Genomic DNA, 25,662 nt, shown 5'->3' with positions numbered 1-25,662 from the left:
TCGGATTATTCCTTTGCGAGCTGGCCGGAGGTTGGGCTGTCGTCCACCTCGACTTTTTCCCCGGGGCGGGCGTGTTGCAGGCCTTCGACGATGATGCGGTCACCGGGCTTGAGGCCGTGGCTGACCACCCAGCGATCGTTGATCACCGCACCCAGCTCCACGGGTTGCTGGCTGACGGTCTGCTCGGCGTCCAATAGCAACACCATGGGGATGCCTGCGCTGTCACGGGTGATGGCGCGTTGCGGAACGCTGATGCCTTGGCTGTCGACGGCCTGCTCCAGGCGCACCCGCACAAAGCTGCCGGGCAACAGGTCGAGGTCCGGGTTGGGGAACTCGCTGCGCAGGATGATCTGGCCGGTGCCGGGGTCGACGCTGATCTCGGCGAACAGCAACTTGCCTGGCAACGGGTAGAGGCTGCCATCGTCCTGGACCAGCGTGGCCTTGGCCTGGTCCTGGCCAACCTGCTTCAAGCTGCCGGCACGGAAGGCGCGGCGCAGATCATTCAGCTCACGGGTGGATTGGGTCAGGTCGGCGTGGATCGGGTCCAACTGCTGGATGATCGCCAGCGGCGTGGCTTCGTTCTGGCCCACCAGGGCGCCTTCGGTGACCAGCGCCCGGCCGATACGCCCGGAAATCGGCGCGGTCACGGTGGCGTAGCCCAGGTTCAACCTGGCGCGCTCGACGGCGGCCTTGTTGGCGGCGACTTCGGCGTTGGTCTGGCGCACGGCGGCGCGGGCGTTGTCGTAGTCCTGGCCGCTGATGGCGTTGCCTTCCACCAATTGGCTGTAGCGCTGCTCCTGCAGGCGCGCCTTGAAGGCGTCTGCCTCGGCCTTGCTCAAGTTGGCCAGGGCACTGTCGAGGTCGGCCTTGAACGGGGCCGGGTCGATACGGAACAGCACGTCGCCCTGTTTGACGTCATGGCCTTCCTTGAACACCCGCTGCATCACCACGCCGGCGACCCGTGCGCGCACTTCAGCGATGCGCGGCGCGGCAATGCGCCCGCTCAGCTCGCTGCTGATCGACAGGGGCTTGGCTTCCAGGGTTTCGATGCGCACTTTGGCCAGGGGCATTTGCGGCGCTTGGGCGCCAGAGTCGCCACACGCGCTCAGGGCCAGGGTGAGGGCCAGCAGGCAAAATGGCGCAAACAGATTCTTCGACATGCTCTTATCCCAATAATGAGAGGTGCATCCTAAGGTCACGGGTGGGGGAGTGCTGTGAAGCTATGTAGGGGGTGTGTGAAGAAATGTAAGGTGCCGCCCATAGTCGGCAGAGGACGTATATCCTTGCACAATCCTGCAAACACCAAAGATCGAATAATGTGGGAGCGGGCTTGCTCGCGAATGCGGTGGGTCAGTCACCTGATGAGTTGGCTGGCCCACCGCATTCGCGAGCAAGCCCGCTCCCACATTGGATTTGTGTATGACTTTTAACCGTATCTACTGGAAACACCATGCCCAACATCCTCCTGGTGGAAGACGACGCCGCACTTTCCGAGCTGATTGCCAGCTACCTGGAACGCAATGGCTACCACGTCAGTGTGCTCAGCCGTGGCGATCATGTCCGTGAACGCGCACGCCTGAACCCGCCGGACCTGGTGATCCTCGACCTGATGCTGCCCGGCCTCGACGGCCTGCAAGTGTGCCGCCTGCTGCGCGCCGACTCGGCGGGCCTGCCGATCCTGATGCTGACCGCCCGCGACGACAGCCACGATCAGGTGCTGGGCCTGGAAATGGGCGCCGACGACTACGTCACCAAACCCTGCGAACCTCGCGTGCTGCTGGCCCGCGTGCGCACCTTGCTGCGCCGCAGCAGCCTGTCCGAGCCGCAGGTGGCCAACGACCAGATCATCATGGGCAACCTGTGCATCGATCTGTCGGAGCGCACCGTGACCTGGCGCGAACAGGTGGTGGAGCTGTCCAGCGGCGAATACAACCTGCTGGTGGTGCTGGCCCGGCATGCCGGTGAAGTGCTCAGCCGCGACCAGATCCTGCAACGCCTGCGCGGCATCGAGTTCAACGGCACCGACCGCTCGGTGGACGTGGCTATCTCCAAGCTGCGCCGCAAGTTCGACGACCACGCCGGCGAAGCCCGCAAGATCAAGACGGTGTGGGGCAAGGGCTACCTGTTCAGCCGTTCCGAGTGGGAATGCTAAGCGATGTTTCGTGTACTCCTCAGGCTGTACCTGATCATCATCGTCACCTACAGCGCAGCGACGTTCCTGATTCCCAAGCTGGTGATCCAACTGTTCGAACACCGCTACATGGACTACAACGTCGAGCAGTCGCGGGGCATGCAGAAGCTGATCGTCAAGCAATACCTGCGCGCGCCGGTGGAGCGCTGGTCCCAGGTCACTGAACACCTCAACGCCGATTTCGCGCCGCTCAAAGTGCAATTGCTGTTGCGCCAGGACGCCAGCTACACACCAGAAGAAGAGCAACAACTGGCGGCCGGCAAACCGGTGATCCGCCTGGGCGAATGGGGTTGGATGGAGGACATCAGTTCGCCGATCAACCAACAGTTCGTGGTCAAGCTGACCATCCCGCCCGACCCACTGGACATGAACCTGCTGTATTGGTCGATGAACGTGCTGATCGGCGCCGCGCTGCTGGCGTGCCTGCTGGTCTGGCTGCGCCCGCACTGGCGAGACCTGGAGCGCCTGAAAAGCACTGCCGCACAACTGGGGCGGGGCAATTTGGCGGAGCGTACGCGGATTCCATCAAGCTCCAACATCGGCAGCCTCGCGGCGGTGTTCGACACCATGGCCGATGACATCGAGCACCTGCTCAACCAGCAACGCGATTTGCTCAACGCCGTCTCCCATGAACTGCGCACACCGCTTACGCGCCTGGATTTCGGCCTGGCCCTAGCGCTGTCCGATGACTTGCCCGAGGCCAGCCGCGCACGCCTGCAAAGCCTGGTGGCGCATATCCGCGAGCTGGATGAACTGGTGCTGGAACTGCTTTCCTACAGCCGCCTGCAAAACCCGGCGCAGTTGCCGGAGCGGGTCGACGTGGTGCTCGATGAGTTTATCGACAGCGTGCTCGGCAGCGTCGATGACGAACTGGAGAATCCCGACATCGTCATCGATGTGGCCCTGGACTGCGCCGTCGAACGCTTCAACCTCGACCCGCGTCTCACCGCCCGCGTGCTGCAAAACCTGCTGCGCAACGCCACGCGCTACTGCGATGGACGCATTCAAGTGGGGGTCAAGGTCGGGGCCGACGGCTGCGAGATCTGGGTCGACGACGATGGCATCGGCATCCCGCTGGACCAGCGTGAGCGTATCTTCGAGCCGTTCTACCGCCTCGACCGCAGCCGCGACCGCGCCACCGGCGGTTTCGGCCTGGGGTTGGCGATCAGCCGACGCGCCATGGAGGCCCAAGGCGGTACATTGATCGCCCAGGCCTCGCCGCTGGGCGGCGCGCGCTTTCGCCTGTGGTTGCCCAGCGTGCCTTGACCCCACGATCCCCCAAGGGCTGAACCAGCAGGGCGGTGGGATGCAGGGGGTAAAAACACAAAATGATCTAAAGTCAGATCATATTGATATAAGTCGTTATAAGAAAAATCGCTATCCTGCCGCCAGAAATTTATATGGCCGCAGGTAGCTGTAATGGATGTGGGTAATTTTGGTTTTGTCGTTGCCGGCCTGATCGTGGGTTTTATCGTGGGCATGACCGGTGTGGGCGGGGGCTCGTTGATGACCCCGATCCTGTTGTGGTTCGGCATCAACCCGGCCACCGCCGTGGGCACCGACCTGTTGTACGCGGCAATCACCAAGTCCGGTGGCGTGCTGGTGCATGGCAAGAACAAGAACATCGACTGGACCATCACCGGCTGGCTGACCCTGGGCAGCGTGCCCGCGGTGTTGCTGACCCTGTGGTTCCTCGCCAGCCTGCACACCGACCCCAGTTCGATGAACGCGGTGATCAAGCAGGCCCTCGGCGTGGTGCTGCTGCTGACCGCCCTGGCGATCCTGTTCAAGAGGCAGCTGTTGGCCTTCGCCCAGCGCCATGCCGGCGACAGCTACCACATGAGCCCGCGCAACCTGAACCTGTTGACGGTGGTTACCGGGGCTATCCTGGGCACCATGGTCGCGCTGACGTCCATCGGCGCTGGCGCCCTCGGCACCGTGGCGCTGTTTATCCTCTATCCGTTCCTTGCCACGCGGCGCCTGGTCGGCACCGAGATCGCCCACGCCGTGCCGCTGACGCTGGTCGCGGGCCTGGGCCACGCCAGCATGGGCAACATGGATTGGCACTTACTGGGCTTCCTGTTGATGGGTTCGCTGCCGGGGATCTACATCGGCAGCCATATGACCGGCAAACTCCCGGACGGCGTACTGCGCCCGTGCCTGGCGGTGATGCTGATGGCCATCGGCTACAAACTCGCCTTCTAAGACCGTACGCCATTGAACCTGTGGGGCGGGCTTGTGTGGGAGCCCGCTCCCACAGGTTTCACCGAGGCTGGCCTCAGGCTCTCGCCGGCCCGTTGCCGATCTGCCACACAAACGGCGGCTCAGTTCCATTGATCTGCCAATCCCCGACAATCCGCGCCTTGTAGATCACCGGATTGTGCGACGACACTGTGCGCGCATTGCGCCAATGCCGATCCAGGGCCTTGCCCTGGCGGACATCCGATGCCCCCAGTGCATTGAATAATTGGCTGGTGGCGCGCTGGATCAAGTCCGACACCACCACCTGCGCGGTCGCCGATTCAATCTCGGCCGCCACATTGGCTTCGCGCTCCACCGCAGCATCCCCGCCAAACCGCGCCACATAGGCCCGTTGTGCCGGTAGCGTGGCCTTCAACGCGCTGGCCTCGGCGGCGTAGACCAGTGCTGCGACTTCGCCCACCACTTGTTGGATCTGCGCATCCCCGCTGACATGGGGCGCGTTGCCATGGCTGTAGATGCGCTTGCGGCTGCGCACCTGCTCGGCCACGTCAACCAGCGCGGCACGGCCGATCCCGGCCAGGCTGGCTAAGAGGACAAGCTGATAGAACGCGGTCTGGTATTTGAAGCGCGTGGCAAAGTCGATGACGTTTTCAGCCTCTACCACCGCATCGGTAAACCGCGAGGTGCCGCTGCCGGTGGTGCGCTGACCAAAGCCGTCCCAGTCATCGCTGTGCTCCACGCCGGGCTGGCGTGCGCGGGTGGCGGCGATCACATCGCCACCGGTGTCGCTGCGCTGGGCATACACGTCGATCCAGTCGGCGAAAATGCTGCCGGTGCTGTAGAACTTTTCACCGTTGAGTTTCCACTGGTCGCCGTCAGGGCTGACCTGGGTCACCACATCACCAATGGCGACGTTGCCGATTTCGGTCCAGGCGCAGCCAACGATATCGCCGTCGACAAAACGCTTGAACCATAGGTCGCGACCGGCACTCGGCGGCGCGTTGAGGCGGTCTTCGGCAAATGCGAAGTGCCCGCGCAGGGCCTGGGGCACGTTGGAATCGGCGGCGGCCAGTTCGATCAACAGTTCAAACAGCTGCGGCAGGGACGCGCCGCCGCCGCCGTATTCCACTGGCACGCGTACTGCGCCGAAACCCGCCTCCTTGAGCCATTGGATCGGCTCATGGGGCAGGGTGCGGGCCTGTTCGCGCTGCACGGCGCCTGCGGCGATACGCGCGAAGATCGGCCGGAAGCGGGCGGCCAGCGTGGGGTAATCGACGCCGGTGGACAGCGGGTTGATGACGTGGTGTTCGGTCATGGCAAGGGTTCCTGGGCTGTGATCAATGCAAGGGCGATTGCACAGTCCGTGCCGGGTGCGCGGGCCCGTGTTTGCGGGGGCAAGGCCGCCGTGACTGTTGCCCTGGCAACAGCGAATCGACAAACCGGCGTAATCCAGTGCAGTGACGGTTTGGCCCGCCAAGCGCCGCAACCCCCTTGCCACGGGCGTTTGCCCCGGCTGGCACGCTTGCTGCTCAAGCCTTGGGTACATCCCATTTGTACGAGGTAGTGTTCGATGAGTCAGAAGCCTGTGAAATTTGCCTACTGGGTGCCCAACGTCAGCGGCGGGTTGGTGGTCAGCAAGATCGAGCAACGCACCCACTGGGGCATCGACTACAACCGCAAACTGGCGCAGCTGGCGGAAGCGGCCGGCTTTGAATATGGCTTGACCCAGATCCGCTTTACCGCCGGCTACGGTGCTGAGAACCAGCATGAATCCGTGGCGTTCAGCCATGCGCTGCTGGCAGCGACCACCACCCTCAAAGTGATCGCCGCGATCCTGCCCGGCCCGTGGCAACCGGCGTTGGCGGCCAAGCAACTGGCGACCATCGACCAGCTCACCAACGGCCGTATCGCGGTCAATATCGTCAGCGGCTGGTTCAAGGGCGAGTTCCAGGCTATTGGCGAACACTGGCTGGAGCACGATGAGCGTTATCGCCGCTCCGAAGAATTTATCCGCGCGCTCAAGGGCATCTGGACCGAGGACGATTTCACCTTTAAAGGCGATTTCTACCGTTTCAACAACTACACGCTCAAACCAAAACCGTTGGGCCAGCCGGAAGTGTTCCAGGGCGGCAGCTCACGGGCTGCGCGGGACATGGCGGCGCGGGTGTCGGACTGGTATTTCACCAATGGCAACACCCCGCAGGGCATCAAGGCCCAGGTCGATGACATCCGCGCCAAGGCGGCGGCGAATAACCATTCGGTCAAAATCGGCGTGAACGCCTTTGTGATCGCCCGCGACACCGAAGAAGAAGCCCGCGCCGTGCTCGCCGAGATCATCGACAAGGCCGACCCGGAAGCGGTGAATGCCTTTGGCGACGCGGCCAGGCAGGCGGGCAAGGCGTCGCCGGAAGGCGAGGGCAATTGGGCCAAGTCCAGCTTTGAGGACCTGGTGCAGTACAACGACGGCTTCAAGACAAACCTGATCGGCACCCCGCAGCAGATTGCCGAACGCATCGTCGCGCTCAAGGCCGTGGGGGTGGATTTGGTGCTCGCCGGGTTCCTGCACTTCCAGGAAGAGGTCGAATACTTCGGCAAGCGCGTGTTGCCGCTGGTGCGTGAGCTGGAAGCCAACGCCGCGATCAATGTAGTGAGCGAGCTTGCAGTGTAAGGACTTCGAAGCCGTCCGCCGTGACGGCCACGGTGTGTTCCCATTGCGCCGACAGGCTGTTGTCCTTGGTCACTACCGTCCAGCCATCCTTGAGGCTGCGTGTCTTGGCGCCGCCCTGGTTGAGCATCGGCTCCACGGTAAACACCATGCCTTCGCGCAGTTCCAGCCCGGTGCCGGGGCGGCCGAAGTGCAGAACCTGCGGTTCTTCATGCATCTGCCGGCCGATGCCGTGCCCGCAGTATTCGCGCACCACGCTGTAGCCATTGGCCTGGGCGTGGCTCTGGATCGCGTGGCCGATGTCGCCCAGGCGCGCGCCAGGCTTGACCTGGCGGATGCCGGCCCACATCGCTTCGAAGGTCTGCTCGACCAGGCGCCGGGCCTTGGGGGCGACGCTGCCAATCATGTACATCTTGCTGGAATCGGCGATGTAGCCGCCTTTTTCCAGGGTGATGTCGATATTGATGATGTCGCCGTCCTTCAACACGGCTTTGGCGCTGGGCATGCCGTGGCACACCACTTCGTTGATCGAGGTGTTGATCGAGAACGGATAGTCATATTGGCCGAGGCTGGCCGGGCGGGCCTGCAGGTCGTTGCGGATGAAGGCTTCGACGGCGGCATCCAGCTCCAGGGTGGAGCGGCCAGCGGCGACAAAACCGTCGAGCATGTCGAACACTTGCGCCAGCAGGCGCCCGGATTCACGCATCACAGCCAGTTGTGCGGCGGTCTTGATCATCAACTGCGCCCCCGGATCAGGTCGGGTTTATCCAGCAGCAGCTTGTTGATCAGCGCGTTGTAGGGCAGGTCGGGATTGAGTTCGGCGAGCAGGCCGATCTTGATCCAGAACTCGGCCTGGGCGTTGATGGAGCGATCCATCGCGGCGCTGGCCACGCGCAGTTGTTCGTGCAGTTGGTCGGTGATCTTGACGATGCCCATGGGGTTCACTGTGATTGAGTAATATACAAAGCGTATACGTTTCGTATGTTGTGAGTAAACCTTTTGTTGACTCATCCGGCGCCGGCGGTTAATTTCAGGGCATGACCTATCAAGCCTTCCGTACCCAGCCGAGCATGATTATTACCGCCATTCCTCATTTGGCGGGATAGCGCACGGCTGTACCCAAACCCGCCCTAGAGGCGGGTTTTGTTTATCCGTCTCCAGGGCCTTCGACACAACGCCAGGAGACCCCCATGAGCACCTTGCTTGAGCACTATGTGAAAAAGATCCTCGCCGCCCCGGTGTACGACCTGGCGGTGCGCACGCCCCTGCAAGCGGCGCCGGCCTTGTCGGCGTTGCTCGGCAATACCCTGCTGCTCAAGCGCGAAGACCTGCAGCCGACGTTTTCCTTCAAGATCCGCGGCGCCTACAACAAACTGGTGCAGCTCAGTGACGAGCAAAAGGCCCGGGGCGTGGTGACTGCGTCGGCGGGCAACCATGCCCAGGGCGTGGCACTGGCGGCGCGGGAGTTGGGGATCGCGGCGCGTATCGTGATGCCGGCCACCACGCCGGAACTGAAGGTGCTCGGCGTACGCTCCCGGGGGGCCGAAGCGGTGCTGCACGGCACGAGTTTCCCGTTGGCCCTGGCCCATGCGTTGCAACTGGCCGAAGCGTCGGGGTGCACCTTTGTTTCGCCGTTCGATGATCCGGATGTGATTGCCGGCCAGGGTACGGTCGCCATGGAAATCCTGCGCCAGCAGCAAGGTCCGTTGGACGCGATCTTCGTGCCGGTGGGCGGTGGCGGGCTGATCGCCGGGATCGCGGCCTACGTCAAATACCTGCGCCCCGAGGTGCGCATCATCGGCGTTGAGCCCGAAGGTTCCAGTTGCCTGCTGGCGGCCCTGCGCGCGGGTGAGCGGGTGGTGTTGCCCGGTGTCGACGGTTTTGCCGACGGCACGGCGGTGGCGCAGGTCGGCGCCTATGGTTTTGAAATCTGCCAGGACTGGGTGGACGAGGTCATCACCGTCAGCAATGACCAACTGTGCAGCGCCATCAAGCTGATCTACGACGACACGCGCTCGATCACCGAACCGTCGGGGGCATTGGCCGTGGCAGGCATTTGCCAGTACGTCGCGCGCAGCGGCGTCCGTGGGCAGACCTTGGTGGCGGTGAATTCCGGGGCGAATATCAACTTCGATAGTTTGCGACATGTTGCAGAAAGAGTGGCTGCGCAAGCTGTGGCTTGAATCGGGGCGCCGGGTTAAACGTTTAATCGCGGCGGTTCGACGATGTTTTAAACGGCACCGTCCAACTTATATAACCGTGCTGCGCGCTTATGAGGAAAGGTTACAACAAGGTCGGATTTTGCCGAGTAGGCTTATTGACTGTAAACGTCTGCCAGGGTCGGCAAGACGCGGCAGGCCAGTGCCTGCCGGACTCACAACAATCGATTGGCAGTCTCATGAAAGGAGAGGTTGACCATGCTTTCGGAATTGGAACTTCGCAGCATCATTGAAACGAGTTTCCTGCCCAAACGGTGCGAATGCACCAAAGCCGAAGATGCTTCGCTGACGATCAAGGTCTATGACGACCGCGACCGTGACCGGGTGGATTTGGAAGTCAAAGGCATCAACGCCGACAAGCTCGACAGCAGTCGCGCCATTTGCAGCCTGATCACCGGGTTGCGCGAAGACCTCAAGCACAGCCACGCACCCACCCTGCAACGGGTGGCAGCGCGCGGCTACTGATCAGGCTGTGGTTTGAGGGTGAATCACCGAGGATCTATGGGCCTGGATAAACGCCAGGCCCAGCACGATTTCTGTCACCACTGCCAGCAGGATACCCGGGCCGGCATTGCCATTGATCCACTCACTCAGGCCCAAGGCGGCCAGCACAAAGCAGCCGCAGATAAAACCGGTGGTGATGGCGCGGCGTGTGTCGGACGCAGGTGCGTGACGGACGCGGTAAAACATGATGCCAAGGGCCAGGAACAGCGCGGCGTTACGCCGGCAGACCAGCCCCGTGGCACTTGAATACTCGACGTTCCACAACCACAGCAGCCAGTCGGGGCGCAGGCCCCACGTCAATGCAAGGGCGAAGCAGAGCAGGGCGGTAAACAGGGCGAGCGTATGAAAGCGCAGCGGCATGATGAGTCCTTTCGGCCGTGGGGGCAGCGCGCAAGGATAACCTGTCGGCACAGCTAACGCCGCCCTTTGTCAGCACGCTGTTCAATTCTGGGACATGCAGGCATCGGAGAGTTTTTTGTAGCTCACATATTGCTCTGTGCCGGCCTTGTCCAGGAACTTGATATTGGCCTTGATCACCTTGCATTCGCTGGTCTGCGGTTCGTTCATCGAAATGACTTTCTGCACATCCATGGGCATGCCGTAGCGATACGGCACGGGTTCGGCATCGGCGTGTGCCACGCCCGACACGGCGGCCAGCGTGAGGCTAAGGGCGATCAGCAGGGATTGGCTTTTCATGACAGTTCTCCAACAGCAGTTCATTGGCCCATCGAGCTGATGGGCGGACGAGCTCACTGTTGGCCCCAAGCATTAACCATGGATTAATGCCGGGGGTTACTGACAAAAGCTTCATGTTTAAAAAGCGATTACCTACATGATCGCCGACTTTGTCCTACATTTTCGTGGTATTTAGCCCAGTTGATGACGGTAAGGCAGGTCCGGACCGGTCTTGGTGCAGGTCATCGCCGCAGCCCGGATGGCAAAGCCCAGCATGCTATCGATCTGCTCGCGGGACAGCTGTTGCAGGCCCTCTACCGAGTCCATCCCATGCTCGGTCAGCCAAGTGATCAGCGCCGCCTGGAAAGTATCCCCGGCCCCGACGGTGTCGGCCATCACCACCTTGACCGCAGGGGCGGACCAATGGCCGTGCTGGCGGCTGAACACGCTGGCGCCGTCGCCACCGCGGGTCAGGAATACCAGTTGGCAACGGTGTTGCAGCCAGCCTTGCAGGACGCTCTCCGGCGACTGGTCTGGGTAAAGCAGGTGCAGGTCTTCGTCGCTGACCTTGATCAGGTCCGCATGCTGCACCAGCTCGGCGATGCGTGCGCGCCACAGCTGGATGTCCGGCTGCGGGTTGAGGCGTACGTTGGGGTCGAGGCTGATCAGGCGCTTGCCGCTTTCGCGGCGGACCAGGCTGAGCAAAGTGTCGCCAACCGGCTGCACCACCAGGGAGTAGGAGCCGATATGCAGGCCACGGATGTCAGCGCCGAGTGGCGGTAGATGGTGGGCCTCCAGCAGGCGGTCGGCGCAGCCCTCGCCACGGAAGTTGTACTGCGGCGAACCATCGGTGCCCACCGCGACCATCGACAACGTGGTCGGCGCGGCAAACTGCACCAGGAACTGCTCGCTCACACCTTCATCCCTGAGCACCTGCACCAGGCGCCTGCCGAGGAAGTCGCTCGACACGCCGCCCAACAATCCCGACTCGACCCCCAGCCGACGCAAACCCACCGCCACGTTGAACGGTGAACCGCCGGCAATCGCCTTGTAATTGACCTTGGACGCCTGCCCACTGGCATCTTCCTCGCTGAAAAAATCGAACAGCGCTTCACCACACACCAGATACATAGTCGTTCGCTCTTAAAGGGTTGCCACGAGCTGCTGGTAGCGCTCGTAAGCCTGTTGATAGGCGCTCACATTGGCCGGTACCGGCACGGTACGGCTGGCCGGGTCGATACTGACGCATCTGTCGCACAGGCTGGCCAGGGATTCGCCGGACTGGCACCAGGCTGCCTGGATCGCCGCGCCCAGGGCGGCGGCTTCGCTTTGTTCGGTACAGATCACCTCGGTGTGCATGATGTCGGCGACTATCTGCCGCCACAACGGGCTTTTCGAACCACCGCCGATCAAGCGGATGCTCTGGCTTTGCAGGCCGGTCTGGCGCAGCAGGTCGAGGCCGTAGCGCAGGCCGAACGTGGTGCCCTCGACCACCGCGCGGCACAGGTTGGCGCGGCTCAGGTTACTCATGGTCAAGCCGTGCAGGCTGCCGCTGGCATGGGGCAGGGCGGGCACGCGCTCGCCGTTGAGGAACGGCAGCATGCTCACGCCATCGGCACCAATCGGTGCCTCGGCTACCTGGGCGTTGAAGGCGGCGAGGTCAAGCTCGAACAGCTCGCGGATCGCCCCGGTGGCATTGGTCAGGTTCATCGTGCAGATCAGCGGCAGCCAGCCGCCGCTGGAGGAACAGAAGGTCGCGACCGAGGCCTGGGGACTCACGTTGGGCTGATCGGCAAAGGCGTAGACCGTGCCCGAAGAACCTAGGCTCATGGTGATTACGCCAGGGGCGATATTGCCGGTGCCGATGGCGCCCATCATGTTGTCGCCGCCGCCGCTGGACACGATGGCGCTGGGGTTGATACCCAGGCGTTCGGCGATGTGCGGCAGGATCGTACCGACGCTCTGGTCGGCCTTGATCAGTTGCGGCAACGCGTTGACCAGGCGCCCGCTGGGGTCGATATGCTGGAGCAGCGCCACATCCCATGCGCGGCTGCGCACGTTGAAATAACCGGTACCCGATGCATCGCCGTATTCCGCGACGGCGCGCCCGGTGAGCCAGTAGTTGAGGTAGTCGTGGGGCAGCAGGATGTGGGCGATGCGCGCGAACAGGTCGGGGTGTTGCTCGCGGGTCCAGAGCAGTTTGGACACGGTGTAGCCCGGCGCGATCGCCACGCCGAGCCGTTCCAGCGAGCCGCTTTCGCCGCCCAGGTGCTGCAACAGGCGGTCGTTTTGCGCGCTGGTTTCGGTGTCGCACCACAGCTTGGCCGGGCGCAGGACCTGGCCCTGCTCGTCGAGCAACACCAGGCCGTGCTGTTGCCCGGAAACGCCGATGCCGAGGATGGCCTGGCCGTCCACGCCGGCCTGTTGCAAGGCACGGTGGGTAGCCTCGGTAAAGGCGTCGAGCCACTCCTGGGTGTGCTGTTCACGGCGACCATTGGCGCCGCTGATCAGGGTGTGGGCCGCCGCGCCGAGGCCCAGCACTTTGCCGCTGGTGGCGTCGAGGACGATGGCCTTGGTGCCTTGGGTGCCGCAGTCGATGCCGAGGAACAGGTTTTGCTGGGTCATGATGATTTGCTCAGCAGTTTTATTGTTTGGAGTGTTAACCCGCTGCCACATTTTTTAATTCGGTTTCTTCTGGAGTTGCTTCAGTGTTGCAGTCACGCCATTGTCGCGCAGGCTCGCATAACACTTCTCGAACGCTGCCACAAACTCAGGCGAGTTGGGAATAGTCGTACCGAAAATCTCCTCCACTCCCAACAACCGTTGGCTGATCAACGCCTCGTCACGCACCAGCCCCTGGCAAAACTGCGCACGCGGGTCCGGGATCTTGTAGCTCGCGCCATTTTCATCCACGCCCTTCAAATACAAGGCCCAGGCGGCAACCACCAGCGCCGCACGTTCCGTCTCGCGGCCATCGGCGATCAAGCGGTTGATGGTCGGCACGGTGAACTTGGGAAACTTCGACGACCCATCGGAACACACGCGTTCCAACTGGTCGGCAATCGCCTGGTTGGAGAAGCGGTCCACCAGGGTCTGCTTGTACTGCGTAAGGTCGATGCCGGGCACCGGCGCCAGGTTGGGCGTGACGTCCAGGTCCATGTAGGCGCGCATGTAGGCGACAAACAGCGGGTCATTCATGGTCTCGTGCACAAACCGGTAACCCTTGAGAAACCCCAGGTACGTGAGGGCCAGGTGGCTGCCGTTGAGCAGGCCGATCTTCATCTCTTCGTAGGGCGTGACGTCATGGGTGAACTGCACGCCGACCTTTTCCCAGGCCGGGCGGCCGTTGACGAACTTGTCTTCCAGCACCCACTGCACAAACGGCTCGCACACCACCGGCCAGGCATCGTCGATGCCGTGTTCATCGTGCAATTGCAGACGGTGGGTGGCGCTGGTCATCGGCGTGATGCGGTCGACCATGGCATTGGGGAAGCTCACATTGGCGGCGATCCAGTCACGCAGCTCGGCGTTGTGCAACGCGGCGAACGCCAGCAGCGCCTTGCGCGTGACGGCGCCGTTGTGCGGCAGGTTATCGCAGGACATCACGGTAAATGCCGGGATGCCGGCGGCGCGGCGTTGGGTCAGGGCCGCGCAGAGAAAGCCGAACACGGTCGTCGGCGCCTTGGGATGCGCCAGGTCATGTCTGATCTGCGGCAGGTGGGCCATGAACTCGCCGTTGCTGTCATCGATGCAGTAGCCGCCTTCGGTGATGGTCAACGAGACGATGCGGATCTCGGGGCTGGCGAGCTTGTCGATCAGCGCCTGGGCGCCGTCTTCGGCCAGCAGCATGTGGCTGAGGGAGCCGATCACGCGCACTTGGGTGTCGTCGCTGTCGCCCAGTTCATACAGGGTGAACAGGTAGTCCTGGCCGGCGAGGTCGTCGCGGGCCTTGCGGTCCTCGGCACGCAGGCCGACGCCGCAGATGCTCCAGTCCAGGCCTTCGCCGGTATTCATCAGCGCATCGGTGTAATACGCCTGATGCGCCCGGTGGAAACCGCCGACGCCGATGTGGGCAATGCCCTGGGAGGTATGGGTGTAAGTCGGCAGTTGTACGTCTGGCGCCAAGCGGGTGAGGTTTTGCTTATTCAGTTTCATCACAAATCTCGCGAAATCAGGCGGCAGCGCGCAGTGGACGTGCCACGGCCACGCCATCGGAGTCGAACAGGTGACAGTGCGCCGGGTCGAGGTGCAGGTGCAGGGTTTCGCCGTATTGGCTGGCCATGTCCCCGCGAATCCGCATGGTCAACGGCTCGCCGTTGGCCGTATTGACGTGGCAGAAGGTGTCGCTGCCCAGGCGTTCGCCGACGTCGGCGGTGACGGTCAGGGTGGTCTGGCCGGGGGTGGCGATTTCCAGGTGTTCCGGGCGGATACCCAGGGTCACGGCGCTGCCGACGCTCAGGCTGGCAGCGCTGAGTGGCAGGCTGATGATGGTGCCGGCGTCCAGTTGCACTTCGCAACTCTGGCTGTCGACGCGGGTGACCTTGCCCTTGAGGAAGCCCATCTTCGGCGTGCCCAGGAACCCCGCGACAAATAGGTTGGCCGGTTGGTGATAGAGCTCCAGCGGCGAGCCGACCTGTTCGATGCGGCCGCTGTTGAGCACCACCACTTTGTCGGCCAGGGTCATGGCTTCGACCTGGTCGTGGGTCACGTAGATCATCGTCGCTTGCAGCTCTTTATGCAGGCGCGCCAGTTCCAGGCGCATCTGTACGCGCAGCGCGGCGTCGAGGTTGGACAGCGGTTCATCGAACAGAAAGATCTTCGGGTTGCGTACGATCGCACGGCCGATGGCGACACGCTGGCGTTGGCCGCCGGACAATTGCTTGGGCTTGCGCTCCAGCAACGGCCCCAGTTCGAGGATGCGTGCGGCTTCGCTGACCTTGCTCTCCACCAGCTGCTTGTCGACGCCGGCCAGGTCCAGGGCAAACGACATGTTTTTGCGCACGCTCATGTGCGGGTACAGCGCATAGGTCTGGAACACCATCGCCAGGTCACGCTTGGCCGGGGTCACTTCGGTGATGTCGCGCCCGTCCAGTTCGATGGTGCCATCGCTGACTTCTTCCAGCCCGGCGATCAGGCGTAGCAGGGTGGATTTGCCGCAGCCCGAGGGGCCGACGAAGACCACGAATTCCTTGTCGTTCACTTCCAGGTCGATGCCTTTGATGATCGAGAAACCTTCGAAGCCTTTTTGCAGATTCTTGATTTTCAGGTTGGCCATGATGGGCCTCCGCTAGGAATTGTTATTTGACGGCGCCGAAGGACAGGCCGCGCACCAATTGCTTCTGGCTGATCCAGCCAAAGATCAGGATCGGCGCACAGGCCAGGGTCGAGACGGCAGACAATTTGGCCCAGAACAAGCCTTCGGGGCTGGAGTAGGAGGCGATCAACGCAGTCAGCGGCGCGGCCGCGGACGACGTCAGGTTCAGCGACCAGAACGCCTCGTTCCAGCATAGGATCAGCGACAGCAGTACCGTGGATGCCAGGCCACCCTTGGCAATCGGCAGCAGCACGCGGACCATTTCCTGCCACAGGGTGGCGCCGTCGAGGCGGGCGGCTTCGAGGATGTCCTTGGGGATGTCCTTGAAGTAGGTGTAAACCATCCACACCACGATCGGCAGGTTGATCAGGGTGTAGATGATGATCAGCGCAATGCGCGTATCCAGCAGGCCAAAGCTCTTGGCCAACAGGTAGATCGGCATCAGCACGCCCACGGGTGGCAGCATCTTGGTGGACAGCATCCACAGCAGCGTGCCCTTGGTGCGCTGGGTTTCGTAGAACGCCATGGAGTAGGCCGCCGGCACCGAGATCAGCAGGCACAAGGCCGTAGCGCTGAAGGAAATCAGCACCGAGTTCCATGCGTAGCTGAAGTAATTGCTGCGCTCGTTGATGTGCAGGTAGTTCTCCAGCGTCGGTGTGAAGATGAACTGCGGCGGCGTGGCGAACGCGTCGATTTCGGTCTTGAAGCTGGTCAGCACCATCCAGAAGATCGGGAAGAAAATCAGGATTGCGATGGCCCAGGCCAGGGTGCCAAGCAACAGGCTTTGCAGGCGACGGGATTGTTGAAGCGTCATGGCGCGGCCCTCAAGGCTTGTCAGTCAGGTTTTTGCCGATCATCCGCACCAGGATGATCGCCGCGATATTGGCGATGACCACGGCAATCAGGCCGCCGGCCGAGGCCATGCCCACGTCGAACTGCACCAGCGCCTGGTTGTAGATCAGGTAGGCGAGGTTGGTTGACGCATAGCCGGGGCCACCGTTGGTGGTGGTGAAGATTTCGGCGAAAACCGAGAGCAAAAAGATCGTCTCGATCATCACCACCACGGCAATCGGGCGGGCCAGGTGGGGCAGGGTCAGGTGCCAGAAGATCGCGATGGCGCCGGCACCGTCCAGGCGCGCGGCTTCCTTTTGTTCCTGGTCGAGGGATTGCATGGCGGTCATCAGCAGCAGGATGGCGAAGGGCAGCCATTGCCACGACACGATGATGATGATCGACAGCAACGGGTAGTGCGCCAGCCAGTCCACCGGCTCGGCGCCGAAGAACTTCCACACGGCGGCGAGAATCCCCGACACCGGGTGGAAAATCAGGTTCTTCCAGATCAGCGCACCGACGGTGGGCATGATGAAGAAGGGCGAGATCAGCAACACCCGCACCAGGCCGCGACCGAGGAACTCACTGGCCTCCAGCAGGGCGCTGATCAATACGCCGAACACCACGCTGATCAGCAGCACGCTGCCCACCAGCAATAGGGTGTTGGTGGCGCCGGGCAAGAAGCCCGAATCGGTGATGAAGTAGGTAAAGTTTTCCAGCCCGACGAACTGATTTTCGCCGGGGTAGAGCAGGTTGTAGCGGATCAGCGAAAAGTACAGGGTCATGCCCAGCGGCACGATCATCCACAGCAGCAGCAGGGCTACCGAGGGGCTGACAAGGAACCAGCCGGGGTTGGCCAGGCGGTTTTTGCGCGGCTTGTCCGGCACGGCGGTTTGCACTTGGGCAGTGTTGGTATTCATAGGATCAGAACCAGTCAGGTACATGCAGAACTAGAATCGAAGCGCGGTCAGTGTGGGAGCGGGCTTGCTCGCGAATACGGAGTGTCAGTCACTGAAGTATTCACTGGAAGAACGCATTCGCGAGCAAGCCCGCTCCCACATTTACCGCGGTGTACCCACTTTATTTGGGATACCCGGCCCGCTTCATTTCGCGCTCGGTGGTGGTCTGCGCGGCGGTCAGTGCGGCATCAACGGTTTGCTGGCCGGTCAGTGCCCCCGAGAAGAACTTGCCCACCTGCGTCCCAATCGCCTGGAACTCAGGAATGGTCACCAACTGGATGCCGATATAGGGCACTGGCTTGAGCGTCGGTTGGGTTGGGTCTGCAACTTTCAGCGATTCCAGGGTCACCTTGGCAAACGGCGCCGCCTTCATGTATTCATCGCTGTAGGTGGATTTACGGGTGCCTGGCGGTACGTTGGCCACACCGTCGGTCTTGGCCACCAACTCGCCATATTCCTTGGAGGTCGCCCAGCTGGTGAACACCTTGGCGGCGTCCTTGGCCTTGGAGCTGGTGGGAATCGCCAGGCTCCAGGAGTACAGCCACGAGGTGCCTTTATCGGTTTTTTCGTGGGGAGCAAAGGTGAAGCCGACGTGGTCAGCCACCTTGCTCTGGGTCTTGTCGGTAACAAACGAGCCGGCCACGCTGGCGTCGACCCAGATGGCGCACTTGCCACTGTTGAACAGTGCAAGGTTTTCGTTGAAACCGTTGCTGGACGCACCCGGCGGGCCGGATTTCTTCATGTTGTCGACGTAGAAGTTCAGCGCGTCTTTCCACTCGGGGCCGTTGAATTGCGGCTGCCATTTCTCATCGAACCAGCGCGCGCCGTAGCCGTTGGCCAGGGTGGTGATCAGCGCCATGTTCTCGCCCCAGCCGGCTTTGCCGCGCAGGCACAAGCCATATTGTTCTTTGGTCTTGTCGGTGAGTTTGCTGGCGAAGTCGCCGATCTGCGTCCAGGTCGGATGCTCGGGCATGGTCAGCCCGGCGTCCTTGAACAGGTCGGTGCGGTAGTAGGTGATCGAGCTTTCGGCATAGAACGGCAGGGCGTACAGCGAACCCTTGACCGACAAACCGTCACGCACTGAAGGGAACACATCGTCGAGGTCGTAGGATGCAGGCAGATCCTTCATCGGTTCCAGCCAACCCTTGGCGCCCCACAGTGCTGCTTCGTACATGCCGATGGTCAGTACGTCGAACTGCCCGCCCTGGGTGGCGATGTCCGTGGTCAGGCGTTGGCGCAGCACGTTTTCTTCGAGTACCACCCAGTTCAACTTGATCTGCGGGTGCTCGGCCTCGAAGGTTTTCGAGAGCTTTTGCATGCGGATCATGTCGCTGTTGTTGACGGTGGCAATGGTCAGGGTCTGCGCGCCAAGGCTGACGGCGCTGATAGTCAAGCAGGTAGAGGCAAGCAGAACTTTTGCTGTGAACTTCATCGCGCACTCCTTTTCCGCGCCCGGGGGGCTACAGAAGGACAGTTATTGTTGTTGTGTCTTCCTACAGGGAGTCAGGAAGAGTGTGCGTCGATTACAGCCTTGAAATGGCGATGTGACAAATCCTTGGGCGCACTGGGACTGATACTTTTTTGCACTTCAGTTCAGGTGACTGCTTGAAGCTGGCTTGCAACCGAAAACCTGGCGCCGTCAATAGCGCGGCAGCGCCAGGTCTTTGGAGGTTGAGACGCTACGGTTTAATAGGATTTTTTTTCAAGCGTGGTCAGCTCTTTGATCCACTGTGGGTCCATCGGCTTACGCCATTCACCACGGGTGTAAATTTGCAGGCCTTTTGCGTCCCACTCAGCCATTTTATTCTTCACTAGCTCGGTGTACTCGGATGCCTTGCATGAAATGTCGGCCCAGGGGTCGACGATCCAGGCGTCTTTCCATTCGGCCTGTGAAAAATCAACGGTGGCTTTACCTGCTGAAGCCGGTCCGCCGACAACTGTGAACACGTGGTCGCCTCCTGCCACATACCATTGCTGTGCTTTTCCTCCGCTTTTTTCGATGATGTCTCCGGATAGCAATGCCATTTCCCCACAGTTTCCAGCCCCGGACTTCAAAATCAGGTTTGAATGGTTCAACGCCCCAGGCGGTACGGTCCTGCGCAACCAGCCAATCGTCATATTCGCCGCGTCAGTGCGGGCCTCGTCCGCTCTAGAGCGCATTTGGTTAGCAGGTCCCAGGCCGGTGGCTTTCATGGAACGGTTCACGCTGTCTTGCGTTTGTTGTGCGTAGAATTTGTTTTGCTGCTCAGCGGTCCACGAGGTGAAGTCGGCGGGTTTGGCCAGCGCGGAAACCTGGTTGGGTTTCAAGGCGATATTCGCTTTATCGATCGCTTTGGCCCGCTGCAGCTGATAGACAACCTCGCGTTGCTGTTCCTCGGTCAGCGTTTTGCACTGTGCTTTTAAGTCATCTATATCTTCTTTCAAGTAGCCCGCGCGCTCCAGTTCTTCAAAGGCAGATTTCAATTTCGGCAGCGCAATGAAATTGGCATCAAACGGTAAAGTGGCAGCACCTTGACGAATGCTGAATTTATTCCGGTAAGCAGTCACCATCGGCAGCTCGTTAGGTGTGCATTTGTAGAACGTCAGCTGGCTGCCGGGTTCCTTCTCCAATTGTGCGTAGTAGAACTCGGCGGTATCCGCCTCGATCACCAGGTATTTGGCGGTACTGCCGCGTGCCGGGCCGTTAACGATCACGCCACGCAGTTCACGTTTATCGTCGACGGCATCAGTGATGCGGTTGAGCTTGACCACACGTGTTTCGCGCTCCAGCCCCTCACTGCTTTGTGCGCTGAAAAAGCCGAATTGGGGTTCGTTTTTGAGCGTGCCGGTGATCGTTGGTTTGTAGGTGATGGGCGTGGTCTCAGGCACCGGAATCAATTTTGGCCCCGTGTCTGCGTCGAGCATTTTCCAGCGGCGGCGTTCGAAAACCACAAACTGGTTCTTTCGCAGGAACTTCGGTGCCGAGGGAAACAAGCGCACGTGCTCAAGCGCCTGAAGTTCCTGTTTCAACTCGCCGGATACGTCCTCGGTGACCTTGGTAAAACACGTGTCGTTGGCGCCGCGCTTGATGCGGCCGCCGATACCGGGGGCCGGGCAGAAAGCTTCGAAGCCTTCCAGTGGCTGGTAGTGATCGGCCGACTCCAGATCGCGTAGCAAGCCTGGATTGCGGGAGTCGTAGCGATAAACCTTGCCCTCATTGATCAAGTCGAAGCCATGGGTGCGCGTGATGGTGTACGCGTCTGCGGCCAAAGGTTTTTCGGTAACCAGGGCTTGGGTGCCGTCGGAAAAGGTTTCCTGTTTCACGATCGATGAGGTGTCAGACACAAAACCCTCAAGCGCAGGACCGTAAGCGGCCGCGGTCTTCGCGTCGTAGGCATACCACTCGCCGCCCTGGCGTATGGCTGTGAGTTCGACCCTGCCCTGAGCCCCGGAAAGTGACACGCTGCCATTTGCCATATCCGCTGTCTGCTCAGTGAGCTGGCCATTCTGTAGCCGGCTCAGGGAGCGAGTCGATTGCGTGGTCGTGGCAGCCGTGAAGTCCTTGAGGGCAATCGCTTCCGTTTCTTTAACGCCAAACTTCTCGATAAACCCCGCAGATACCTTGGCAGCCGCCCAGGACGCCGCAGATTTTGCCAAGCTCCACAGATTGCCTGCGCCCTCTGTGGCCATCGCGATCGCGACATCAATGGCAAGGTCTACGGCTGCTTTGAGGAACTGGCCATGATAGAGGTCCTCCAGCGTGCTGGCCCCGGGCAAGGAGTGCCACAGCGCTTTGAAGAAGTCACTGGGCTCGGTGGCCGTTTCGAGTGTATTGCTGGACCAATTGCGGTGAAGGTTTACAAACTCGCTTTTATTCAGGTAAGTCGAGTCGATCATGACCTTGGCCAATTTGGAAATTCTGCCGGCCACATAGTTTGGAGAGAACGTGTCATTTTCGTTGTGGGCTGGAAGGGTCACTTCCAACGGCCAAGGTTCGTTATTGTCATTCAGCAGGTGTTGATCAGTGACGCGCAATACAACCTCTGATTTAACCCCTTGCTTGGGTTCCTCGCCGCTTTTGAACGCCTGGGCATCAATGTCGAGGCTGACTTTTTGGCCCAGTGGTGTATTCGGATCAATGTCTGCAATTCTTACGATCTGGCCCCATGTCGGATAAACCGCGAAATCTCTTCTGACCCCGTTGTAATTCGACGTTATCAACATGCCACTGCCACTGCCACTGTGGGTGCCTTCAACATTCAAAAACTCTACGTCGCCATAGAGCAGGCTCTTTTGCTCCTCGACAGGCATTTTTTTGAGCATGTTTTCGAACAACGTCGTGGTGTGCTGTCTGCGGAGGTTGAAATCTTCTTTTATGGCCTTGTCGAATTCATCGTTGATAATCGGAAAGCCAGGCTCTCTGGCTTTTTCACGCAGGCTGTTGAAGTCCACATGATTGCCTTCCTGTATCCAGCTTTCATCCAGCCTGCCTGCTTCATAGATCTCTACGAGGCTGTAATGATTACCGGTGATTATGCCGGCGAATTCATTTTCCACCATAAAGCGTTTTTCATAATCAATATCGGCACCGAACTGTTCTCTTAGTACCTTAAGCGCCATATCCCGTCTATTGGGCGCTTCAGTCGTGCTTAGCCAGCGCACCGCTTCGGTGGTGTTATTGATCTGTGTCTGGAGTTTTTGCTGGCTGTCTTTCAACTGTTCCAGGGTGTAGTTGTTCTTGTCGATCTTGTTATGGATGGAGGCCCATTCCAGTAAGGGAGCCATCTGTGCGTAACTTTGTATCTGCGTTTCCAGTGCTGAAACAGGCTGGATGTTGTAATGCCTCATGACCTGCGGGTAGGTCATGTTTGCGCTAGCGCCGGGTGCAGTCCACTCGACCAGGTTTACCGCTGCCGTAAAGTTGAAATACTCTGGGGAGCCAAGCGTTATTTGTTTCGGTACCTCGTTGACCAACAACTGCGGCGCAGCCCCTGACAGCAACACGTATGACGCTATGGGTGCAAGGTGGGCAGGTATATCTTTCTGGGCGGTCAGGTATTGGTCAAATCGGTCGCGGATAGATGAAACGCCGCGCCCGACGTTATCAGGGTCCGTTAAATCCGCACCTGCAACGGTCTTGTGTTGAGTGCCGGCCGTTGGATCAAGCTCCAGTACCAAGGCGGTCAAAAGCCATTGTTTAGCGCTGGATGGGGTCAAGGCGCCTTTCATCTGGGTTTGCAGGTGCTCGGCAAGATCAAGCGCCTTGTCGCTGGTGAGCAGTTGCTCCAAGGCGCGTTCAGGGTTGGTGTCGAGTGTGGTCACCTGGTTGCCGAGGTAGTTGAGGAGGGTGTCGGGGCCTATCGCCTCTTTCACCTCGTTGACCAGTACGTTGCGTTGTTCGGTACTCAACGGCAGTTGTGTTGACAGGAACCCCCAGCGATTGCCCAGGGGTGGGGACTGTGGCATCGGCGTCTGCAAGGCGGCCAGCAAATGGTCAGCGTCTGACCTTGAACGCACTGGGTACCAGTCGTTTTGCGAGATGAAGGTTGCAACCGACGTCGTACCGTCAGGCGGGTAAGAAGAGTCCGGGTCGACCACAAAGTCCTTGGAGCCGCTGTCCGGCGTCCAGTTTTTCAGTTCGTTGATCAGCCCATACCGGTTGTTGCTATCACCCAGTGCGGTTTTTTGCCGGCCCACAAAGGCCACTACGCTTTGTGGATCATCAGGGTGGTCGGGGAACTGTTGGGTACGGCCCATCAGCGCAACCTGTTGTTCGAATTTCGGGCTGCCTGGAAGGTCGCTGAGGTTATAAAAGTTGGCCACCCATTGGTAAGGTGCGCCGCTGGATTCGGCGTTAAACAGTGCGATAGGGTGCGTATCGTTCGCGAATGCCTTTGCCGCGGTCAGCACGGGCTCGAGCACATCAAAGTGTTCGGGATACTGTTTCGCGAAGTCGCGGGTAGTGAAGCGCTGGTCCACTCCCTGCACTTTGCCAACCAGCGCGTTGTCGGTGGGGTCATAGCGCAGGGTCGCGAGGTCAACCCCTTGATTACGTGCCCATTCCTGGAAACCGCGGCCCTGCAGGGCTTTATTCAGATAGGCCTGCCATTCACCGAACAGGCTGTTGGCCGGTATCGGTTGGATGATTTTTGACGCGGCTTGCTCCGGTTTGGCTTTGAGCTCAAGCATTGCGCGATGAACAGTGGTTGCGAGTTCAACTTCGGCGCGCGCCAAAAGTTCTTCGCGGTTATTTGCAGTTTCCACTGGCGTAGGGCGGTTGGCGGTGATGGCGGCGGCCAGGTTTTGAATCGGCGAGAGAGTCAGCGGCGCAGAGGCCAGCATTTTCGTCACGGTGTCCTGGTGTTTGCGTACGGCAACAGACCTGGGATCGTTCAATGATGTGTCGACCAGTGCTTTGAAACTGCTTTTTCGAACCAACTCCAAACCGTGGCTTAGTAACGTCGTGAGTCGGGGGGTGTTCGCTTCTTGTGGTTTTGTGTCTGGTTGAGCGGGCATTTCTTCATTGTAGAAACGCATCACCTCTTCCAGTGTGGCGGTAGACGCAGTGGGGTAATGCACATCCGCATTGGAGCCCGCAGCCATCTGTTGCACCGCATCCTTTATCGCGTCCCAGACATTGCTCCAGTCTTCCGACACATCGTTGACGGTGAAGGTGGTTTGCACCCGGTTCACGCTGGCAGTCAGGCTTCCATCATTGGGGTTGATGCGCGCAGTCATGGGGTCAACGCCATGCTTCTGCGCAAAATCGCTGAAAGCCGGGCCTGTGAGTGCATTCAGGAGCTGTTGGCGGACCTGATTGAAGGTTGAATATTCTGGAATGGTATCGAGGATAGGCGGTGTTCTATCACGTCCACCATTCAGTTCTGGCACTTGTTTTAGCAGCATCTTGCTGCACTGCCACGCGAGCGCCTTGTCTGCGTTCTGCACTGTCTGGGCCGCTGTCAATGAAGCATGGCGAGCGAGAGGTTGATCCAGTTGTTGCGCTGGCAGATCGACGATGTGTTGCTTGGCGTCCCGTTGACGTTGCTTGACGGGGGCAAATTGGCTCTCGTAGAGCGGATTGGTATTACTCAGCGAAGGGAATGTTCCTTCATGAATCAACTGCCCAATCCTGAACAACGTATCGCCGTTGAAGTCGCGGGAATAATCACTGGGCAGTTGCATGCCATAGAAGTTGGCAACCTGCTCGGGAAGTGCCTGATCCCGCCCGTGAAATCCGAAGCGTTCACCCCCTGGGCCCGCCAGCTTTGTGACGGCTTTGAACACCGCTGATGTGGCTTTTATAAAACTGTTTTCATCGTAATGGCGGATGTCGATGTCCTCGTCCTCCCGCTGTATATAAATGCTCCCGGCGGGGTCAAACACCAAAGATTCAATATCGATGTCATGGGTTTGGGCAAACGACTTGAAGGGTTCCGAGCGCAGCGCATCATCCAGCTCGGCCAGGGCCATGCCAAAGGTGGAGTCGGGCTCGACGGGCACCACATACATCTGGTTTTTTGAGGCAAGTTGTTCAGCGTTAAGCAATGCGTTGATCAGGGTGTAGGCTGTATTGATCGCCATCTCCCCATCACTCTTGTTAACCAGGGTGTCGGCGAATTTGCGCAACAGGGCTTTGCCTGAGTCTTGAGTGGGGGGCGTGTTTTGCAGGTCTCGACGTGAGCGCGATGAAATAGGACGAATGTTCGGCGCACTGTGCGCTGTGCCCCCCAGTATTTCTTTAATCAACTGGGCGTAGCTTTTTTGCGGATTGAGCGCACTTGGCTGGTCAAGAAGTTTCTCTACGTCGGCCCGTACTGCAGAGGCGCTCAGCGGGTCAGGGGTGCTCATTACGCGTTGTTTGATCTGCTCGGCCAGGCTGGGTTGCCCTTTTGCCACGGCAAATCTGAGCAGGTATTCAATATGTAGACGCGTGCTGGCCGGCACGTCAACGGACGGGGTGGAGGGTGTTGGATCTTGTTCGGTGCGCCGATTGAAAAGTCCGATGACGCTGGAGGTGACAGAGGGGGTTGCGCGCTCGACGGGTGGGCGCTGCGTGTCAAAATGTGGAGTGGTCACTGCGGGAGTGGACTGCGAAAGTCTGATCATAGAGGGCCTGGATA

19 protein-coding genes and 1 pseudogene are annotated in these 25,662 nt (G+C 60.3%); 6 read left to right on the top strand and 14 right to left on the bottom strand.

The genetic code is table 11. The features are described from left to right. Positions 1-5 precede the first annotated feature (5 nt). Positions 6-1,160, bottom strand: coding sequence for an efflux RND transporter periplasmic adaptor subunit (locus tag OPU96_RS02090; RefSeq protein WP_226457132.1), 1,155 nt, complete (start codon positions 1,158-1,160; stop codon positions 6-8). Between the two features lie 290 nt (positions 1,161-1,450). On the opposite strand from OPU96_RS02090, the gene OPU96_RS02085 reads away from it, so the two are divergent. The 3 genes from OPU96_RS02085 to OPU96_RS02075 all read left to right on the top strand — a co-directional run bounded on the left by OPU96_RS02085 (position 1,451) and on the right by OPU96_RS02075 (position 4,396). Then, positions 1,451-2,152 carry a response regulator gene (locus OPU96_RS02085; RefSeq protein WP_192299634.1) on the top strand — a complete coding sequence of 234 codons (702 nt, stop codon included), beginning with the start codon at positions 1,451-1,453 and terminating at the stop codon, positions 2,150-2,152. A gap of 3 nt (positions 2,153-2,155) precedes the next feature. Beyond that, complete coding sequence (locus OPU96_RS02080) at positions 2,156-3,457, top strand: ATP-binding protein (protein WP_226457131.1); 1,302 nt, start codon at positions 2,156-2,158, stop codon at positions 3,455-3,457. A 153-nt stretch (positions 3,458-3,610) separates the two neighbouring features. After that, a complete protein-coding gene (locus OPU96_RS02075; protein WP_226457130.1) occupies positions 3,611-4,396 on the top strand; it encodes a sulfite exporter TauE/SafE family protein in 786 nt (261 codons plus the stop codon). 73 nt (positions 4,397-4,469) lie between these two features. Here the strand turns inward: OPU96_RS02075 and OPU96_RS02070 are convergent, their stop codons facing one another. After that, positions 4,470-5,708, bottom strand: a complete 1,239-nt coding sequence (locus OPU96_RS02070) for an acyl-CoA dehydrogenase family protein (protein WP_192299631.1) — start codon at positions 5,706-5,708, stop codon at positions 4,470-4,472. A gap of 255 nt (positions 5,709-5,963) precedes the next feature. On the opposite strand from OPU96_RS02070, the gene sfnG reads away from it, so the two are divergent. Continuing rightward, complete coding sequence (gene sfnG / locus OPU96_RS02065) at positions 5,964-7,061, top strand: dimethylsulfone monooxygenase SfnG (RefSeq protein WP_463983946.1); 1,098 nt, start codon at positions 5,964-5,966, stop codon at positions 7,059-7,061. On the opposite strand, the gene map is transcribed toward sfnG, so the two are convergent. Beyond that, positions 7,033-7,794 (bottom strand): type I methionyl aminopeptidase, encoded by a 762-nt coding sequence (gene map / locus OPU96_RS02060; protein ID WP_192299629.1) that lies wholly within the window; start codon positions 7,792-7,794, stop codon positions 7,033-7,035. The two genes, sfnG and map, sit on opposite strands and share 29 nt — an antisense overlap. Further along, positions 7,794-7,994: a ParD-like family protein gene (locus tag OPU96_RS02055; RefSeq protein WP_226457126.1), complete on the bottom strand. Its 201-nt coding sequence runs from the start codon at positions 7,992-7,994 to the stop codon at positions 7,794-7,796. The genes map and OPU96_RS02055 overlap by 1 nt, the downstream gene beginning before the upstream one ends. Before the next feature lie 254 nt (positions 7,995-8,248). Between OPU96_RS02055 and ilvA the strand changes: the two are divergent. Both ilvA and OPU96_RS02045 read left to right on the top strand, forming a co-directional pair. Then, positions 8,249-9,217 (top strand): annotated as a pseudogene (ilvA, locus tag OPU96_RS02050) (threonine ammonia-lyase, biosynthetic); the annotation flags it as partial. Between the two features lie 258 nt (positions 9,218-9,475). Beyond that, on the top strand, positions 9,476-9,742 hold the full coding sequence (locus OPU96_RS02045) for a DUF1652 domain-containing protein (RefSeq protein ID WP_305392573.1): 267 nt from the start codon (positions 9,476-9,478) through the stop codon (positions 9,740-9,742). On the opposite strand, the gene OPU96_RS02040 is transcribed toward OPU96_RS02045, so the two are convergent. From OPU96_RS02040 to OPU96_RS01995, 10 genes are all read right to left on the bottom strand, one after another. After that, on the bottom strand, positions 9,743-10,141 hold the full coding sequence (locus OPU96_RS02040; protein WP_226457125.1) for a hypothetical protein: 399 nt from the start codon (positions 10,139-10,141) through the stop codon (positions 9,743-9,745). A gap of 81 nt (positions 10,142-10,222) precedes the next feature. Continuing rightward, on the bottom strand, positions 10,223-10,477 hold the full coding sequence (locus tag OPU96_RS02035) for a DUF2790 domain-containing protein (protein WP_192299624.1): 255 nt from the start codon (positions 10,475-10,477) through the stop codon (positions 10,223-10,225). A 171-nt stretch (positions 10,478-10,648) separates the two neighbouring features. Further along, entirely contained in the window at positions 10,649-11,587 is a 939-nt protein-coding gene (locus OPU96_RS02030) for a carbohydrate kinase family protein (protein WP_192299769.1), read from the bottom strand. Between the two features lie 12 nt (positions 11,588-11,599). Beyond that, positions 11,600-13,081, bottom strand: a complete 1,482-nt coding sequence (xylB, locus tag OPU96_RS02025; RefSeq protein WP_498558564.1) for a xylulokinase — start codon at positions 13,079-13,081, stop codon at positions 11,600-11,602. 54 nt (positions 13,082-13,135) lie between these two features. Beyond that, positions 13,136-14,611, bottom strand: a complete 1,476-nt coding sequence (locus OPU96_RS02020) for a mannitol dehydrogenase family protein (protein WP_498558563.1) — start codon at positions 14,609-14,611, stop codon at positions 13,136-13,138. Positions 14,612-14,627: 16 nt separating this feature from the next. Continuing rightward, complete coding sequence (locus OPU96_RS02015; RefSeq protein WP_498558562.1) at positions 14,628-15,731, bottom strand: ABC transporter ATP-binding protein; 1,104 nt, start codon at positions 15,729-15,731, stop codon at positions 14,628-14,630. 22 nt (positions 15,732-15,753) lie between these two features. Next, positions 15,754-16,584: a carbohydrate ABC transporter permease gene (locus OPU96_RS02010; RefSeq protein WP_003173672.1), complete on the bottom strand. Its 831-nt coding sequence runs from the start codon at positions 16,582-16,584 to the stop codon at positions 15,754-15,756. Between the two features lie 10 nt (positions 16,585-16,594). Continuing rightward, positions 16,595-17,521: a carbohydrate ABC transporter permease gene (locus OPU96_RS02005; protein ID WP_135288205.1), complete on the bottom strand. Its 927-nt coding sequence runs from the start codon at positions 17,519-17,521 to the stop codon at positions 16,595-16,597. A 160-nt stretch (positions 17,522-17,681) separates the two neighbouring features. Next, positions 17,682-18,992: an ABC transporter substrate-binding protein gene (locus OPU96_RS02000; RefSeq protein ID WP_305392578.1), complete on the bottom strand. Its 1,311-nt coding sequence runs from the start codon at positions 18,990-18,992 to the stop codon at positions 17,682-17,684. 254 nt (positions 18,993-19,246) lie between these two features. Next, on the bottom strand, positions 19,247-25,648 hold the full coding sequence (locus tag OPU96_RS01995; RefSeq protein ID WP_498558561.1) for a hypothetical protein: 6,402 nt from the start codon (positions 25,646-25,648) through the stop codon (positions 19,247-19,249). Positions 25,649-25,662: the final 14 nt, after the last annotated feature.

The sequence above is a fragment of the Pseudomonas sp. RP-B7 genome (genome assembly GCF_059803535.1).
Note: the sequence above shows the minus strand (reverse complement) of the source record. Positions and strands in the feature narration are given on the sequence as shown.